Origin of the sequence: Streptomyces albicerus (assembly GCF_008905045.1) — a bacterium.
GTDB lineage: Bacteria > Actinomycetota > Actinomycetes > Streptomycetales > Streptomycetaceae > Streptomyces > Streptomyces albicerus.
The window spans coordinates 18,542-32,400 of sequence record NZ_VWMY01000097.1 but is presented as its reverse complement, the minus strand read 5'-3'; the positions used below and the strand labels follow the sequence as shown (position 1 = coordinate 32,400).

Sequence of the window (13,859 nt, the reverse complement as noted above, 5' to 3'; positions counted from 1 at the left end):
CGGATCATCAAGGACAGGGGCAACGAGTCATACCGGCCCCGAAGGCCACGAGCCCCGAACCGGGCTCTACGAAGACGGTAATGGGCGACAACTTTTCGACGGCATCGAGCACGACTACCGCGAACTCAAGCACGGCCTGGGACTTGACCACTTCGAAGGCCGTTCCTGGCCGGGCTGGCACCACCACGTCACCCTCGTGACCGCCGCCCACGCCTTCCTCACCGAACAGCGCCTGGCCCCAAAAGCGCCCGGACCGGGCTCACCCTCTACCAAGTCCTCGACGCCCTCCAGAACACCCTGAGGTGCTGGACCGGCATCTGCACCACCTGCCAACAGCCCCTGCCCGCGAGAACACGCACGACACCGAGATCAAGACAGACTTAACGGAGTCCTATTAGGCGGCCTACGCGGTTGTGGCGATGCCGCCGTCGACGGGGATCACGGCGCCCGTTAGGTATGCGCCTGCCCGGCTGGCGAGGAACACGGCGACACCCGCCATGTCGTCGTCGCGGCCGATCCGGCGTAGTGGGGCCGACGCCGCGATCGCCTCGCCGAACTCATCGAGGGTTGCAGCCATCATCGTCGACGGGAACGGTCCCGGCGCCACGGCGTTCACGGTGACGTGCTGCGGTCCTAGTTCCTTGGCGAGCACTCTGGTGAGTTGATGCAGTGCGGCCTTGCTGCTGGAGTACGAGTAGTTGGGCCGCTGGGGGATGTGGATGGCGGCGATGCTGCCGATGTTGATGATCCGCGCGGGATCGTCGGCGGTGCCCGCCCTGCGAAGTGCGGGCAGCAGCGCCTGGACTAGCCAGAACGGCGACTTCAGGTTGAGGTCGACGACCGTGTCCCAGGCCGCGTCTGGGAACGTCGCCAGCGGCTCGTCCCACATGGCGCCCGCGTTGTTGACGAGGATGTCGAGACGCTCCGAGTCGGCGGTGACGAGGTCGGACAGTCGCCGACACTCGTCGTGGCGGGACAGGTCGGCGGGGATGGCCCGCACCTCACCGAATTTGGACAGCTGTTCCTGCGCCTGAGCGCACGCTTCTGCGTTGCGTGAGCTGATGACCACGCGGACGCCCGCCTGGAGAAGGCCACGCGCGATCATCATCCCGATGCCTCTGCTGCCACCGGTGACGAGCGCGCGCTTTCCAGACAGATCGAAAAGTTCTGCATGCGTTGTGAATTGCTTGTCTACCACTTGCCGCCTTTCTCGTTGGTCGTGCGGGATGATGCGTCGACGCGTCGGGTGTTCGGTTCAGCTGCCTCAACGCTATGGCCTTGGAATGCGCTCCAAGCAAGCGGATCAGGTAAGAAATCGGCAGGGTGCTCCTGCGGGGCGGCGGCCGTGGGTTCGTCAGTGGAAGCGGGCAACGTTTGTCGACGGTTTCGGGTAGCAGTTGGCGATCAGACAGCTCGAAAATGTCGATGAGAACTGACAACGCTGCGAGCTCTTCCCGGTGTCAGCGGGAAGCGCATACTGTGCGGTGTGGCGACTTACAACAGCATCGGTGCGACCTACGCTGACACTCGGCGACCGGACCCCCGAATCGCCGCCAGGATCCATGAAGCCCTCGGTGGTGCCGCCACTGTGATCAACGTAGGAGCCGGCACCGGCTCCTACGAGCCGTCACACACGGTGCTGGCTGTTGAACCCAGCTCAGTGATGATCGCCCAGCGCCCAGCCGGATCCACACCGGCCCTGGAAGCCTCCGCTGAGTCGATCCCTGTGGCCGACGACTCGGCCGATGCGGCGATGGCCCTCCTGACCGTGCACCACTGGAATGACCTGGAAGCCGGCATCGGCGAACTCCTCCGCATCGCCCGGCAGCGGATCGTCGTCCTCACCTTCGACCCCGACATCAACCACAGGTTCTGGCTGCTGGAGGAGTACCTGCCCGAAGCAGCCGCGTTCGACAACACACGAGCCGTCGCGGTCGACCGTTTGGCCAGGCTGCTGGGAGGCGCCCGCATCGAAACCGTCCCCATCCCGCACGACTGCACCGACGGATTCCTCGCCGCCTTCTGGCGCCGACCCGAGGCATACCTCGACCCGGAAGTGCGGGCCGGTATCTCGCTGTTCGCCCAGACCAGCGACGAAGTCATCCAGCCGGGCCTGGCCCGGCTGTCAGACGACCTGTCCTCCGGCCGGTGGCACCAACGCCATGCCGACCTGCTCGACTGCGAAGCCCTCGATGCCGGCTACCGGCTGCTCGTCGCCGACCTGTAGAACCAGGCGAGCCGCACACTCAAGCCTGCGAGAAAGGGCCGGTCACGGCGGTGCGCCAGAAGTGATCAGTTCGCGGCGGCGTCCTACCCTCGGGCCGCCCTGGTGCTGCCGGGCCGCTTTAGCACTTGTTCAGGGTGGTCTGCAGAGTGCCTTCGATGATGTGTACCTCAAAAGCTTGACCGCCAACGCCACCCTGTCGTCAAGCACGCGCGGGTCCGTACCGACTGCGTTCGGGTAGGGCCCCCACCCCGGGCCAGGCTCCTGCAGTCCCTACCAGCGCATGCCGAGGGCATCGAGTTCCGCCCGGCGCTCGAGGCTCAACTTGGCGGCCCGACGCCGGGTGTTGTCGAGGAACGCTCCGAGTTTGATTGCCTCACCGTCCACCGTCTCCAGGTGCTTGCGTGCGGGGCGCAGGTGGCCTTCGCGTGCGTGGAACTGGCGGGCCGCTGCGAGGTTGGTGTTCCACCGTTCGTCCTGTGACCGCCGTACCGGCCCGAGCGTCTCGCCTTCCGCGGCGGGGTCGATGCCGAGTGTCTCCAGCAGGTACTGCTGCGCGGGCATCAGCTTGTCCCACCCGACCCGCTGCCCGGCGATCCACGCCCCGAGGTCTTCGCCCTGGACGATGACCGCTCCGGGCCCGGTGGGCAGACTGCCTCCGGCCTTCACGTGTGCGAGGGCGAGCCGGTAGTTGCGCTGCCATCCGATTTCCCACACGGGGGACCACCCGGGATCAATCTCTGCCAGAGCCTCCTGACGGCTTGTCGACAGCTCTGTGGCGTAGCTGTCGCGCTTGCTTATTGATCTTGATTGTGACCTGCTGTTGCTCAGTTGTTCTGGGCGGTATGCCGGTTCCGTGGGGGAGGCTCACGGGCGGCTGAGGCGTCGGCGGCGGGTGGTGCGTGGGCTGAGCTGGTTGTTTGTGCTGCGCAGTGGACTGAGTGTGGTGCCGATTTTTGCGCAGGGTAGTTGGGGCGTGGTGAGGCAACTGGGGGTCTGGGGCGGGTGGTTGGCTGGCTTGGATTTCAGCGGGTGTTGAGGCGGGTGAAGAGGGGGTCGTGGGTGGCGGGGGCGAGGCGGGGTAGTTCGAGTCGGGTGGCGAGGTGGTGGAGGAAGGCGGTGTGGTCGGTGCGGGCCAGGCCGTGGGGTGGGATGCGGGTGAGGGCGCGGGCGAGGGTGAGGGTTTCGGGGTAGGTGACCAGGCTGCGGCAGGTGAGGGCGGGGGATGCCGTGGGGTGGTGGGTGTGAGGGTTGGCGGTGGTGAGCCGGGCCAGGCGGGTGTGCCAGCGCTGGGCGAGGTGCTGGTGGTGGTCGTACCAGCGGGTGGTGATGGTGGTGGCCCAGGTGAGCTCGGTGGCGGGGATGGTGGTGCGGGCCTGCTGCTGGTGGGTGTGGGTGAGTTCGGGCAGGGGGCGGATGTCGAGCGGGGCGGTGTGCCGGGGGTCGCTGCCGGTCTGCTGGTGGTGGGTGCAGATCGTGAGGCGGGGCGCGCTCGGGGGGTAGGCCCAGGCTGTGGTGTGGGTGCCGCGGCTGCGGTGGCTCACGCAGGCGGTGCACACCCGTAGGGGCTGAACGGCTGGCACGAGGGGCTGCCAGTGTGCGGTGGGCGGGCCGGGACCGGTGGTGTGGAGAGGGCCGGGCTGGGTGAGGCGGGGCAGCGCGCGGGCCAGGTGCGGGCGGGGGATGTGGGTGAAGACGCAAAGGCGCTGCTGGGCTGTGGGGTTGAGGTGGAGCTCGGCGGCGGGCGCGGCCTTTTCGGGGCCGGGGGCGAGGTGGACGTCCAGGCCGTCGAGCAGGTGGGGCAGGGTGAGGCGGTAGGCGTGGGCAAGGCGGGCGAGGTAGGACGCGGTGGCCTCGGCGGGCAGTGGCCGCACGCGCAGCGCGCCGGTCGCGGGCGGTGACGCCGGGCCGGAAACCGCTGGGTGGACGGTGCCGGCGGGACTGGTGGAAGCCGTCATGTGGTGTGCGGGCGGGCGCGGCGCCTTTGGGGGGCGCGGGGGCGGTAGTGCTCTTCGGCGAGGTGGTCCAGGCGTACCGCTTCCAGGGATGTTTTGGTGATGCGTTCGTGGCCGGTCAGGAGGGCTTCGATGGCGGCCTGGCGGATGAGGCGGGCGAGGCTGCCGATGCGTCCGGCGGTGCGTTCGTGGAGGTAGGGGGTGAGGCGGGGCAGGCTGCCGGGGCGGTGGGCGTGCAGGTCGAGGGCCTGCTCCAGGGCGGCGATGAGGTCGCGGAAGGGTTCCTTTGTGCCGTGGCGGGCGGGCAGGGCCGTGCAGTCGATGAGGGAGGCGCGCCCGGCGAGCTGGGCCCCGCGGACCCCGCTGAACAGTGCGGTGGAGGTGACGTCGATCCCGGCGTAGACGAAGGTCGCCGGTACGCGTTCGGTGACGTCTTTGAGCCAGTCGGCGGCTTCGGCGCCGCTGGTCGTGCGCGGGTTGAGCCGGTGGATCTCGTCCAGCAGGACCAGTTTCACGCCGGCGGCGGTGTAGGTGTGGCAGACCGCGGTGGTGATCTGGGCCTGGGTCATGCGGGCGGTTGTGGGGATGCCGAGGTAGCGGGCGAACTCGCCGGCCAGGCTCTTGGCGGTGGCGGCGGGCGGCACCAGCACGTAGGCGACGGGCACGCTGGTATCGCCTGCGGGGGCGCGGCGGGTGTGAGCGAGGTGGCAGGTACGGCCGACCTGGAGCAGCGCGGTCGTTTTCCCGGTGGTGGCGGGCCCGGTGAGGATCAGGGACGGGCGGGCGGTGACGCTCTGGTGGCGGCCGAGGATCATCAGGGTGCGCACGCTGCGCGAGAGGGTCTCGATGGCCGGGGTGCGCACGGTGACGAACTGCGAGTGGTAGGCGAGGCGTTGCTCCATGCTGCGCGGCGCGTCGCCGGGCCGGGGCGGTGTGGGCGGGGACGCGTGGGCGAAGCGGGCGAAGCCGTCGAACGTGGTGACGGCCGGGGCGGCTGCCCCGGACGGATGAGTGGCATCGGGGCTGTTCACCAGTGCTCCGCTTCCTCATATGCGTCATACAGCGCGAACCCGTCCCGGGGCAGGGCGCCTTCGCCGTACGGTCCGTCGTCGTCCGGGCCGGGGCCGCCGTCGGGGCCGGTGACGGCTTCGATGCCGTCGAGGCTGCCGTGCTCGTCCCACGGCGCCGGGACCGTCACGGCGCTGTCCGCTGCCGGGACGGTCCCGGCGGCCGGCAGCGCATCGTGGGCTGCTCCTGCTCCTGCTCCCGCTCCTGCTCCTGCGGGTCCGGTCCGGGCGGGGGCGGGCCGGGTGCGGCGCAGCAGCTGGTCGAGGGCGTCGGCGAGGTCGGCCTCGTGTGTCTCGCGGTCGGCACGCCGGTCGAGGACGCTTTGGACCTCGTGCCAGGTGGTCTCGTTGAACGGTGCGTGGACATGGTCGCGGTGGATCCACGGCACCTCGTGCAGGCGGCCGTCGGGCAGCCGGATGAAGATCTGGCGCACGTCGTGCGGGTTGAGGTGGACCTCCCACTTGCCGTCGCGGGCGCCGGTGGGGGAGGGGCGGCCGCGGTGCTCGTTGAGACAGGCGTGGTCGTAGGTGCGGTAGTTGATGCGGATGCCGCGGCCGGTGACGGGATGCCAGCGCACCGGCAGCAGCTCCAGGTAGTCCGCTCCGGTCAGGGGCAGCGGCACGTACCCGGCCGACCCCAGCAGCGCACCCCACATCTCGTTCGGCGTCAGCGCCGTCTTGGGCAGCACCGGATGGCGCAGGCCCTCGTGGGGGCGGTGCTGCCAGCAGGCGGTGATCCATTCGTCCAGCAGGTCCTGCAACTGGGCCACGGTGAAGCGGGTTTCGGCCGCCGCCTGCTCGCCGCGCTGAAGGACGTTGGAGCCGGTGTAGCCCGCGATGTGCTGCAGGAACAGGGTGTTCACGGCGCCGAAGGTCCGCTCGACGGTGCCCTTGGCGGCCGGGTGGCGGGGCGGTGCGGGCTGCACACTGACCCCCAGGCTCTCGCAGGCGGCGAGGAAGGCCCCGGAGACGAACACCATCCCGCGGTCGATGACGATCGTCTCGGGCACCACCACCGGCCGCGCCGCCGCCTGTTCAAGGCGTGCGTCCAGGGCCAGCAGCCGCTGGTAGGGGACGGCGGCGTGGGACAGGCGCAGCGCGCTGGGCCAGGTGGTGCGGGCGGGGTGGGGGACGGCCATCTCCGCCAGCAGCAGGGCCGCGTCGACCGCTTTGGTGCCTTCCTCGCGCAGCACGGCGGCCAGCACGGAACGGGTGGCCACATCCACGGCGATGGTCAGCTCCGGGCGCACCGGCCGCCCGTCGTCGCCGATGGCCAGCACGTCCAGGAGGGTGGTGTCGACCTGGACCAGCTCGCCCGGCCGCAGCGCCACCGTCGGCGTGAACGGCCGCATGGGGGCGGTGGTGGCGGTGCGGGCCGGGCGCCCGGGATGCTCCAGCGGGTCGGCGAGGGTGCGCACGAGCCGGTTGAACGTGGAGGGCGGCGGCAGCGCGACCGTGCCCGTGCCGTGGGTGTCGGTGAGGATCTGCCCGGTCAGCAGGCGCAGTCCCTTCAGGGTGCCGGTGGAGCGGCCGCGCTGGCGGCGCAGCGCCTCCAGCACGGCGGCCGTCACCCGCTCATCCGCCCGCCCCGTCGCACGGGACGGCTTGCGCTGCGGCACCAGTCCCATCAGCCCCCGGGAGCGGTAACGGGCGCGCATGCGGCGCACGGTGGCCCGGCTGACCTGCGGCCAGCCCAGCGCGGCCAGCTCGTCGGCCTTGGCCTGCTCCCGCTCGGCCAGCGAATGCCGCGCCGGGTCGTAGGCGGGCCGGGGCACATCGCTGCCGCCGGGCTCGCCGCTCAGCCCGGTCTCCACCTCGCGGATGTGCCGCTGCCAGGCCAGGGCCCGCTCCCGCTCCCGTTCCGGCACGGAGTCGAACAGCCCCCACAGCGGCACGCCCGCCGCCGGCATGCCCGCCACCGTGAAGGCGGGGTCGGCGAACAGGAACGACGAGAGCACCGAGGCCGTCTCGCCGTGCGCGTCGACGAGGCGGACGGTGGAGGAGACGACGGCGGCCACCTGCCAGCTGCGGCCCTCGAACGTGACGTACGCCCCCGCCTCCACCCGCCGGCCTCCCGGCTTTCCGGCCGCCGTGCCCGGGACCGCCGTTGTCCCGTCCGTGCTGTGGCGGTCTGTCACCACTGCTCGGCCTCCTGCCAGGCGTCGTAGACCACGAACCCGCCCGTACCCGTGCCCTCGTGGGCCGGGACGGCGGCGCCCTCCGCCTCGTCGGGGCTGTCGCCGCCGGGCCACACCGATACCGCCGCCGCGCCCGCCTGCGGCACGCGTCCCGCGTCGCGGTCGGCTGTGGCCGGTCCGGCCGCAGCCCGGGGCAGGACCGCCGCTTCCACACGCCCGACGGCCGGACCCCGGGCGGCACCGGCCGCCGGCTGGAGCCGCCCGGGCGCGGCGGGTGGATCCACGTCATGCCCGGGGCGGCCGTCCCGGCGTGCGATGGCCTGCCCCGTGAGCCGCCGGGCGGTCTCGGCGAACGGCCGGGTGGCGTGGTCGCGGTGGATCCACGGCACCTCGTGCAGCCGCCCGTCGGGCAGCCGGATGAAGATCTGCCGCGGGTCGTAGGGGTGGTGGTGGATTTCCCACTTGCCGTCGCGGGCGCCGGTGGGGGAGGGGTGGCCGCGGTGTTCGTCCAGGCACGGGTGGTCGTAGATCCGGTGGTTCAGGCGGATGCCGAGCTCGGTGACGGCCGTCCAGCACACCGGCAGCAGCTCGGCGAAGTCCGCTCCGGTCAGCGGCAGCGGCACGTATCCGGCCGTGCCCAGCAGCACGCCCCACATCTCGTGGGGGGTCAGACCCGCCCTGGGCAGCACGGGATGCCGCAGGCCCTCCTGGGGCCGGTGGTGCCAGACGGCGGTGATCCATTCGTCCAGCAGGTCCTGCAGCTGCGGCACGCTCCCGTACGCCCCGGACGTCCCGGTGCGGGCACCGTCGCCGGGGAAGGCCGCGGATCCGGTGGCGGATGTCGCGGTGTGCCGTGCGAACAGGGCGCCGAGGGCGTGCAGCGTGCGCGCGGCGGCGGGTTTGGTGCCCGGCCGGCGCGGCGGGGCGTGCTCCAGGCTGATGCCGAGGTGTTCGCACACGGTGAGGAAGGCGGGCGTGGCGGTGGCGGTGCGGTCGAGGACGAGAGTTTCGGGGACAGCCGCCGCCCGCGTCGCAGCGGCTTCCAGCCGCGCCTTCAGGGACAGCAGACGCGGGGGCGGCACGCTCGTGTGGGCGAGTTCCACGGCGGTGGGCCAGCCGGTGCGCAGGGGGTGGGGGACGGCCATCTCGGCCAGCAGTACCGGCAGTTCGGCGAGGGTGTCGTGGGGGTGCAGCACGCAGGCCAGGACGCAGCCGGTGGCGCCGTCCAGCGCGGCCGTCACCGCCACGGCCAGGGGGCGGCCGTCATCGCCGACGGCCTGCACGCCGAGGCGGGCGGCGGCGATGTGGACGCGCTCGCCCGGCCGCAGCGCGGGCGCCGGGGCGGGGGAGCGGGCCGGGCCGGGCGCGGTGCGCGCCGCCTGGCCCGGCCGCTCCGCCGGGTCGGCGAGCGTGTGCACCAGCCGGTACAGCGACGAGCGGGCCGGGACGGGCACCCGGCCGGGGCCGTGGGCGTCGGCGAGGATCTGCTCGGCGCACTCGATGACCTGCTTGACGGTGCCCCGGGTCCGGCCGCGCCGCTGGCGCAGCGCCTCCAGGACTGCGGCCACCACCCGCTGGTCCGTGCGCCCGGTCGGGGAGGCGGTGCGCCGGGTGCGTTTGTCGACCAGCCCCCACAGACCCTCCTGGCGGTAGACCAGGCGCATCCGCTGCACGGTGGTCCGGCTGACCTTGGTCCACCCCAGCGCGGCCAGTTCCTGGGCCTTGGCCTGCTCCCGCTCGGCCAGCGTGAACCGCTGCGGGTCGTACTCGGGCCGCACCACCTCGCTGCCGCCCGGCCCGCCGGCCCGCCCGCTCTCCACCTCGCGGATGTGCCGCAGCCAGGCCAGCGCCCGCTCCTGCTCCTTGAGCGGCACCGTCTCGAACAGCGCCTGGGACGGCACCGGCGGCATGGCCTCGCCGACCACGTCGAAGCCGGGGTCGGCCACCAGACGGGCGGCCAGCACGCTGGCGGTGGCCCCGTCCTCGGCGGCCAGCCGCACCACGGAGTCGACCAGGCCGGTCACCTGCCAGGTGCGGCCGTCGTAGACGACCTGCGCCCCCACCTCAACCCGGCGTCCACCGGCCGGGGTTGTGACTGCCCGGCTCACCGTGCGTCCCGCTCCCCGTCCCGGGAATCGGACGTGGTCCGGCCGGGCCCGACCGGGGTGTGCTCGCCCAGCGGCCGGGTGAGGTCCGCGCTCAGCCGCCCGCTCCACAGCGCGTGGTAGAGGACCGGCAGCACCGCCAGCACGTCCCCCGCCGATTGAGCGCCCTCCATCAGCGGCCGTGCCGTGGCGAACGCCTCCAGCACCGGCTGCTCAAGGCCGAACTGGTCGCGGTGGCGGGGGTGGCGGTAGCCGGCCAGCCACCGCACGTTCGCCGCCAGCACCCCCTCCGGCGGGGCCAGGCGCCGGTAGCGGAAACCCACCGCGTGGCAGGCCGCCGCCAGCGTGTGCGCGGCCCGCCGGGCCCGCGCCCCTGCGGGCGCGGCGGTGGCGGGGCAGTCGGCGAGCAGAGCGGTCCCGTCCGCGTAGCGGGCGAAGATCTGCGGCACCCACGTCAGCACCCGCCCGCCCTGCGGCTCGCGCCACAGCAGCCGCACGGGCCGCGCGGACAGTCCGACGACCTGCACATCACGGTCCAGAACCATCAGTTGCAGGCACATTGCCTGCGAGCCGTGCGCGATGTGCCGGTGAGTGGTGGCCGACCACCACCAGCCCGGTCCCCACCGCCGCCCGGGCACCGTCGGGAACGGCGCCACCGGCTCAAGGTCCTCGAACCGCACCACGGGAGCGGCCTCAAGCCAGCGCCGCTGCACCCGCGTCCCGTCCGCGTGGGCGAAGACCGCCTCCACGCTGCCCGCCTCCGGCGCGGGGTGCCCGCCCTCGGCGGCGGCCGGTAACCCGGCAGGCACCTCGGCGTGATGGCTCTCGATGATCACGTGCTCCAGACAAGTCCATGCGGGCGGCGCCGCGCAGGCGAATCGGCCGGTAACCCCAACGCCCGCCCCGGCCCAGGTCAGTGGGCCGTGCGCGCGGGCGCCCAGGATGCCGCGCAGCACCCGCCCGTGTCAGTGCAAGCTTCTGCACTTTCCTGCTGCCGGACAGGTCAACTCGGTTCGGCGCGGCGGTAGTAGGCCCGGCCGCGGCGTCCGCGCCGGTCGGTGAACGCCTCGCCCTCGTTCCCGCCCGGCCCCCACCGGGCACGGCGGGCCGCTTCCTGACGGGACGCCAACTCCTGAGCAGCGTGCTCCTGTTCGGCCAGCTGCCGCAGCTGTCCGGCCATGGACGGCGGGCGCCACTCACGGCGCAGGAAGAACGGGTCGTAGCCGTAGGCGGCCGTCCCGCTCGCCCCGGGCGGCATCGGCCAGCGCCGGGTGCGCACCACCACGCCCATGAAGTCGTACAGCGCGCTCGGGCAGTCGTCCCCGGCCAGCGGCCCCAGCCAGGGACGTGCGACCAGCTCGCCGAGCCGGGCCACGAAGCGGCCGTCCGGACCCAGCGGCCGCACGCCGCGGGTGCCGCCCGCGTCGGCCCACACCATCTCCTGCAGGACCGGATCGACCAGCGCGCCGGCGACGGCCACCGTCTCGGGCAGGGTGACGGCGTCCCGGCCCACCGCCCGCCACCACCCCAGCCGCTCCCCGGCGCTGCCGCCCGCCACCCGGTGCAGCCGGTCGGGCCAGATGCTCTCCTCGTCCCAGTACAGGGCCTGTTCCCACCACCGGGCGACCACCGTGTGCGCCATCGCGAACACCCGCCCCGCGTCATGCCCCGCACCCTGCGCGCGCCGGGCCACCGCCTCCCACCGCCGCTGCGCCCGCCCGATCTCCGGGCAGCCGGACACGTCCAGGACCACCGGCCCCTGCCCGTCGTGCGCGTCCGGCTGCCAGTACTGGTGGCGCAGGCACACCCGCCGCCACCGCGGCAGATACCGCAGCACCTCCTCGTCGCGCCCGGTGCGCCGCGCGGCGCACCGCCGGCAGGCGAGCGCCACCGGCCCCGCCACCCGGGGCGCGAGCTCCCACCGCGCCCGCGGCCGTGCTGCGTCCGTCTCCTCGCCGAAGACGGCCGCGGCGTGCGGCCACGACGGCAGGGCCCGGGCCAGATGCTGCTCGGGCACGCCGCACAGCCGCGCCAGCACCTGCTGTCCGGCCCGGTCGAGCAGCACCTCCGTATCCGGGCGCGGGCCCGTGCCCGTCTGCCGGGGCGGATGGTTGGCCCACGACCACCACGGCAGCACCTGAGCGGTCGTCATGCCGTAGCGGGCGGCGGCCCGCCGCAGCAGGGAGAAGGCCGTCTCACCGGCGAGCGGGGCGGTGCGGAGGGCGCCCGCAGGGATCACGGCGGCTCCTTCCGGCCGGGCAGGGATCACCAGCATGCTGTGCCGGCCGCCGCGGGGTCCAGGGCGGGAGTCTGCACCCCTCGCCCGAGGCCTGGCAGGTCCGGGCGGGGACCTGGGCCGGGGCGCCCCGCGGCGGCGGCTCTCCCTGGCGGAGGCCGGGTCCGGCCGCGCGGCGAACACCCTTTCCATGATGCGGAATACTCAATTTTTATGAGAAAAACCCATGGCTGGGGTAGGGTGTGGGGCATGGGAATGTCTCTGGCGGAACGCTTGCGGGTCACGGTGGCGGCACTGCTGCACGCCACGGGTGAGTCGCAGGCTTCGCTGGCCGGGGTACTCGGGGTCACGCAGGGGCAGGTGAGCCGCCGTCAGTCCGGCACGGCCGCATGGAGCCTGGACGACTGCGACGTGCTGGCCGCGCACTACGGCATCGACGTGCTGGACCTGCTGGCCGGCCCGAGCCGGGCGTGCGAGGAACTGCCCGACGCGCGCCGGGCCGTACGGGAGCGGGCGGACATGAACGAACGGGAGAGGGGGCGGTGATGGCACAGTTCGACGCGGTCGACGCCCTGCTGGCCACGGCCCGCAAAGAGGCCGAACTGCCCCCGGCCCAGCAGCGCCGGATGCTGCGCGAGGCGCTGAACCTCTCCCGCGCGCAGGTGGCCCGCGCCCTGGGCGTCAGCCCCTCCACCGTCGGCGGCTGGGAGACGGGCCGCGACCCGGGCGGCGAAGTCCGCGACCAGTACGCCTACTTCCTCAAGGGCGCCCAGGCCAAGCTCGCCGCCCTCGACGCCGACGCTGATGGCGCGGCCGAAGGCACTGCCGCCGGGACCGGAACCTGTGCCGAGGCTGTCCCGGCCGCAGCACAGGACGACACGGCGCGCCAGGCATCCTCCGGCCGGGAGGCCGGCGACGTCGAGGACGTGGAGTCCCTGGCCGCGCCCCGGCCGTGCGTGCTGTGCGGGCGAGGCGCGCGCCACCAGGTCGCCGGCTACCCCCAGCACCTGGACCCCGCCGAGTGCGCCACCCCCGCACCCCCGGCCCCGGCCCCCGCACCCGCCGTGCAGGAGGCTCCGACCGACCGCCCGTCCCGCCGGGCCCCGGCACACCGGTCCGCCGGGAACGTGAAGACGGTGAAGTCCGCAGGCCGTGTCCAGACGAGCGCCGATGTCCCCGATCTCATCGGTGACGCCGTCGCCGCCGCACTCACCGAGCACCGGGGCGATGTGGAGGCCGCGACCGCGGCGCTGGTCAAGCGGGCCATCCCGGACGCGATGACCCTGCTGGACACCACCCGCAAGGGCGGCCGCTACGACATCATCGCGCACCCGGGGATCCCCGACATCCTGCGCAAGCAGACCACCAGGGGCGCCGACCAGATCTGGGAGGCCCGCCCCAAGTGGACCCGTCCCCACCTGCCCGCCGGACGCCACGAAGTGGCCAGCCTCGACATCAACGGCGCCTACCTGTCGGCCCTCAAGACGCACCTGCCGATCGGCCGGCTGGAACACTCCGAAGGCAACGTCCACGACCGGCGCCGCGCCGGAGTCCACCTGATCACCCCGCCCGCCTGGGACCATGACACCTTCCTGCCCCACCCGCTGGGCAACCGCGACGAGCCCGGCCCGCTGTGGGTCACCGAACCCACCCTGCGCCTGCTGCTGCGCCTGGCGGGCCCGAAGTACCGGCTGTGCGAACCGCCCGTGATCCACGAATCGTTCACCTCGGGGGCGACCGAGAGCCTGCTGGAGAAGTTCCGCATCATCCTCAAGGACGCCCGTGATACGGCGATCGCCGAGGACGACGAGGTCACCGGCGAGTACGTGAAAGCCATGTACTCCAAGTTCGTCTCCACGATGGGGGAGTCGACCTACAACCGGGACCTCAACCGGCCCGACTGGATGCACCTCATCCGCTCCCAGGCCTTCGCCAACCTCTGGACCAAGGCCTACAAGGCCCACGACGAGGGACTCATGGTCGTCAGCGTCCAGGGCACCGACGAACTCCACGTCATCGGCGACTGGCGCCACGTCTTCGCCGAGGGTCGCGGCGTCACCGAGGTGAAGGTCAAGGACACCTACACCGCAGGCAGTCCGCCCGCCGACGGCGACACCAACGAGTAGAGGAGGAC

General features: G+C 72.9%; 11 protein-coding genes and 1 pseudogene. 4 read left to right on the top strand and 8 right to left on the bottom strand.

From position 1 onward, the window contains the following. A pseudogene (locus GAS53_RS48835) lies at nt 1-301 on the top strand (hypothetical protein); the annotation flags it as partial. A 102-nt stretch (nt 302-403) separates the two neighbouring features. Here the strand turns inward: GAS53_RS48835 and GAS53_RS48830 are convergent. Beyond that, a complete protein-coding gene (locus GAS53_RS48830; RefSeq protein ID WP_151484246.1) occupies nt 404-1,198 on the bottom strand; it encodes an SDR family oxidoreductase in 795 nt (264 codons plus the stop codon). A gap of 288 nt (nt 1,199-1,486) precedes the next feature. Here GAS53_RS48830 and GAS53_RS48825 point away from each other — a divergent pair, with 288 nt between their 5' ends. Continuing rightward, the gene (locus GAS53_RS48825; RefSeq protein ID WP_151484245.1) at nt 1,487-2,227 is read left to right on the top strand and encodes a methyltransferase domain-containing protein; all 741 of its coding nucleotides are present in this window, start codon (nt 1,487-1,489) and stop codon (nt 2,225-2,227) included. Between the two features lie 270 nt (nt 2,228-2,497). On the opposite strand, the gene GAS53_RS48820 is transcribed toward GAS53_RS48825, so the two are convergent. The 7 genes from GAS53_RS48820 to GAS53_RS48790 form a co-directional block, all read right to left on the bottom strand. Continuing rightward, entirely contained in the window at nt 2,498-2,941 is a 444-nt protein-coding gene (locus GAS53_RS48820) for a helicase associated domain-containing protein (protein ID WP_151484244.1), read from the bottom strand. A gap of 308 nt (nt 2,942-3,249) precedes the next feature. Then, nucleotides 3,250-4,182: a TniQ family protein gene (locus GAS53_RS48815; protein WP_151484243.1), complete on the bottom strand. Its 933-nt coding sequence runs from the start codon at nt 4,180-4,182 to the stop codon at nt 3,250-3,252. Then, nucleotides 4,179-5,210: a TniB family NTP-binding protein gene (locus GAS53_RS48810; RefSeq protein WP_151484242.1), complete on the bottom strand. Its 1,032-nt coding sequence runs from the start codon at nt 5,208-5,210 to the stop codon at nt 4,179-4,181. Before GAS53_RS48810 ends, GAS53_RS48815 begins: the two co-directional genes overlap by 4 nt. After that, complete coding sequence (locus tag GAS53_RS48805) at nt 5,207-7,384, bottom strand: transposase (RefSeq protein ID WP_450165244.1); 2,178 nt, start codon at nt 7,382-7,384, stop codon at nt 5,207-5,209. Before GAS53_RS48805 ends, GAS53_RS48810 begins: the two co-directional genes overlap by 4 nt. Next, a complete protein-coding gene (locus GAS53_RS48800) occupies nt 7,381-9,492 on the bottom strand; it encodes a transposase (RefSeq protein WP_151484241.1) in 2,112 nt (703 codons plus the stop codon). The genes GAS53_RS48805 and GAS53_RS48800 overlap by 4 nt, the downstream gene beginning before the upstream one ends. Then, the gene (locus GAS53_RS48795; protein ID WP_151484240.1) at nt 9,489-10,325 is read right to left on the bottom strand and encodes a TnsA-like heteromeric transposase endonuclease subunit; all 837 of its coding nucleotides are present in this window, start codon (nt 10,323-10,325) and stop codon (nt 9,489-9,491) included. Before GAS53_RS48795 ends, GAS53_RS48800 begins: the two co-directional genes overlap by 4 nt. Nucleotides 10,326-10,492: 167 nt before the next feature. After that, on the bottom strand, nt 10,493-11,728 hold the full coding sequence (locus GAS53_RS48790; RefSeq protein WP_192583630.1) for a TniQ family protein: 1,236 nt from the start codon (nt 11,726-11,728) through the stop codon (nt 10,493-10,495). A 246-nt stretch (nt 11,729-11,974) separates the two neighbouring features. On the opposite strand from GAS53_RS48790, the gene GAS53_RS48785 reads away from it, so the two are divergent. Beyond that, entirely contained in the window at nt 11,975-12,271 is a 297-nt protein-coding gene (locus tag GAS53_RS48785; protein WP_192583629.1) for a helix-turn-helix domain-containing protein, read from the top strand. After that, nucleotides 12,271-13,851: a helix-turn-helix domain-containing protein gene (locus GAS53_RS48780; RefSeq protein ID WP_151484238.1), complete on the top strand. Its 1,581-nt coding sequence runs from the start codon at nt 12,271-12,273 to the stop codon at nt 13,849-13,851. The genes GAS53_RS48785 and GAS53_RS48780 overlap by 1 nt, the downstream gene beginning before the upstream one ends. Nucleotides 13,852-13,859 lie beyond the last annotated feature (8 nt).

Bases quoted from the DNA above. Each gene is read 5' to 3' on its own strand.
- GAS53_RS48785 (WP_192583629.1), top strand. From the start codon at position 11,975: ATGGGAATGTCTCTGGCGGAACGCTTGCGGGTCACGGTGGCGGCACTG.
- GAS53_RS48815 (WP_151484243.1), bottom strand. From the start codon at position 4,182: ATGACGGCTTCCACCAGTCCCGCCGGCACCGTCCACCCAGCGGTTTCC.
- GAS53_RS48780 (WP_151484238.1), top strand. From the start codon at position 12,271: ATGGCACAGTTCGACGCGGTCGACGCCCTGCTGGCCACGGCCCGCAAA.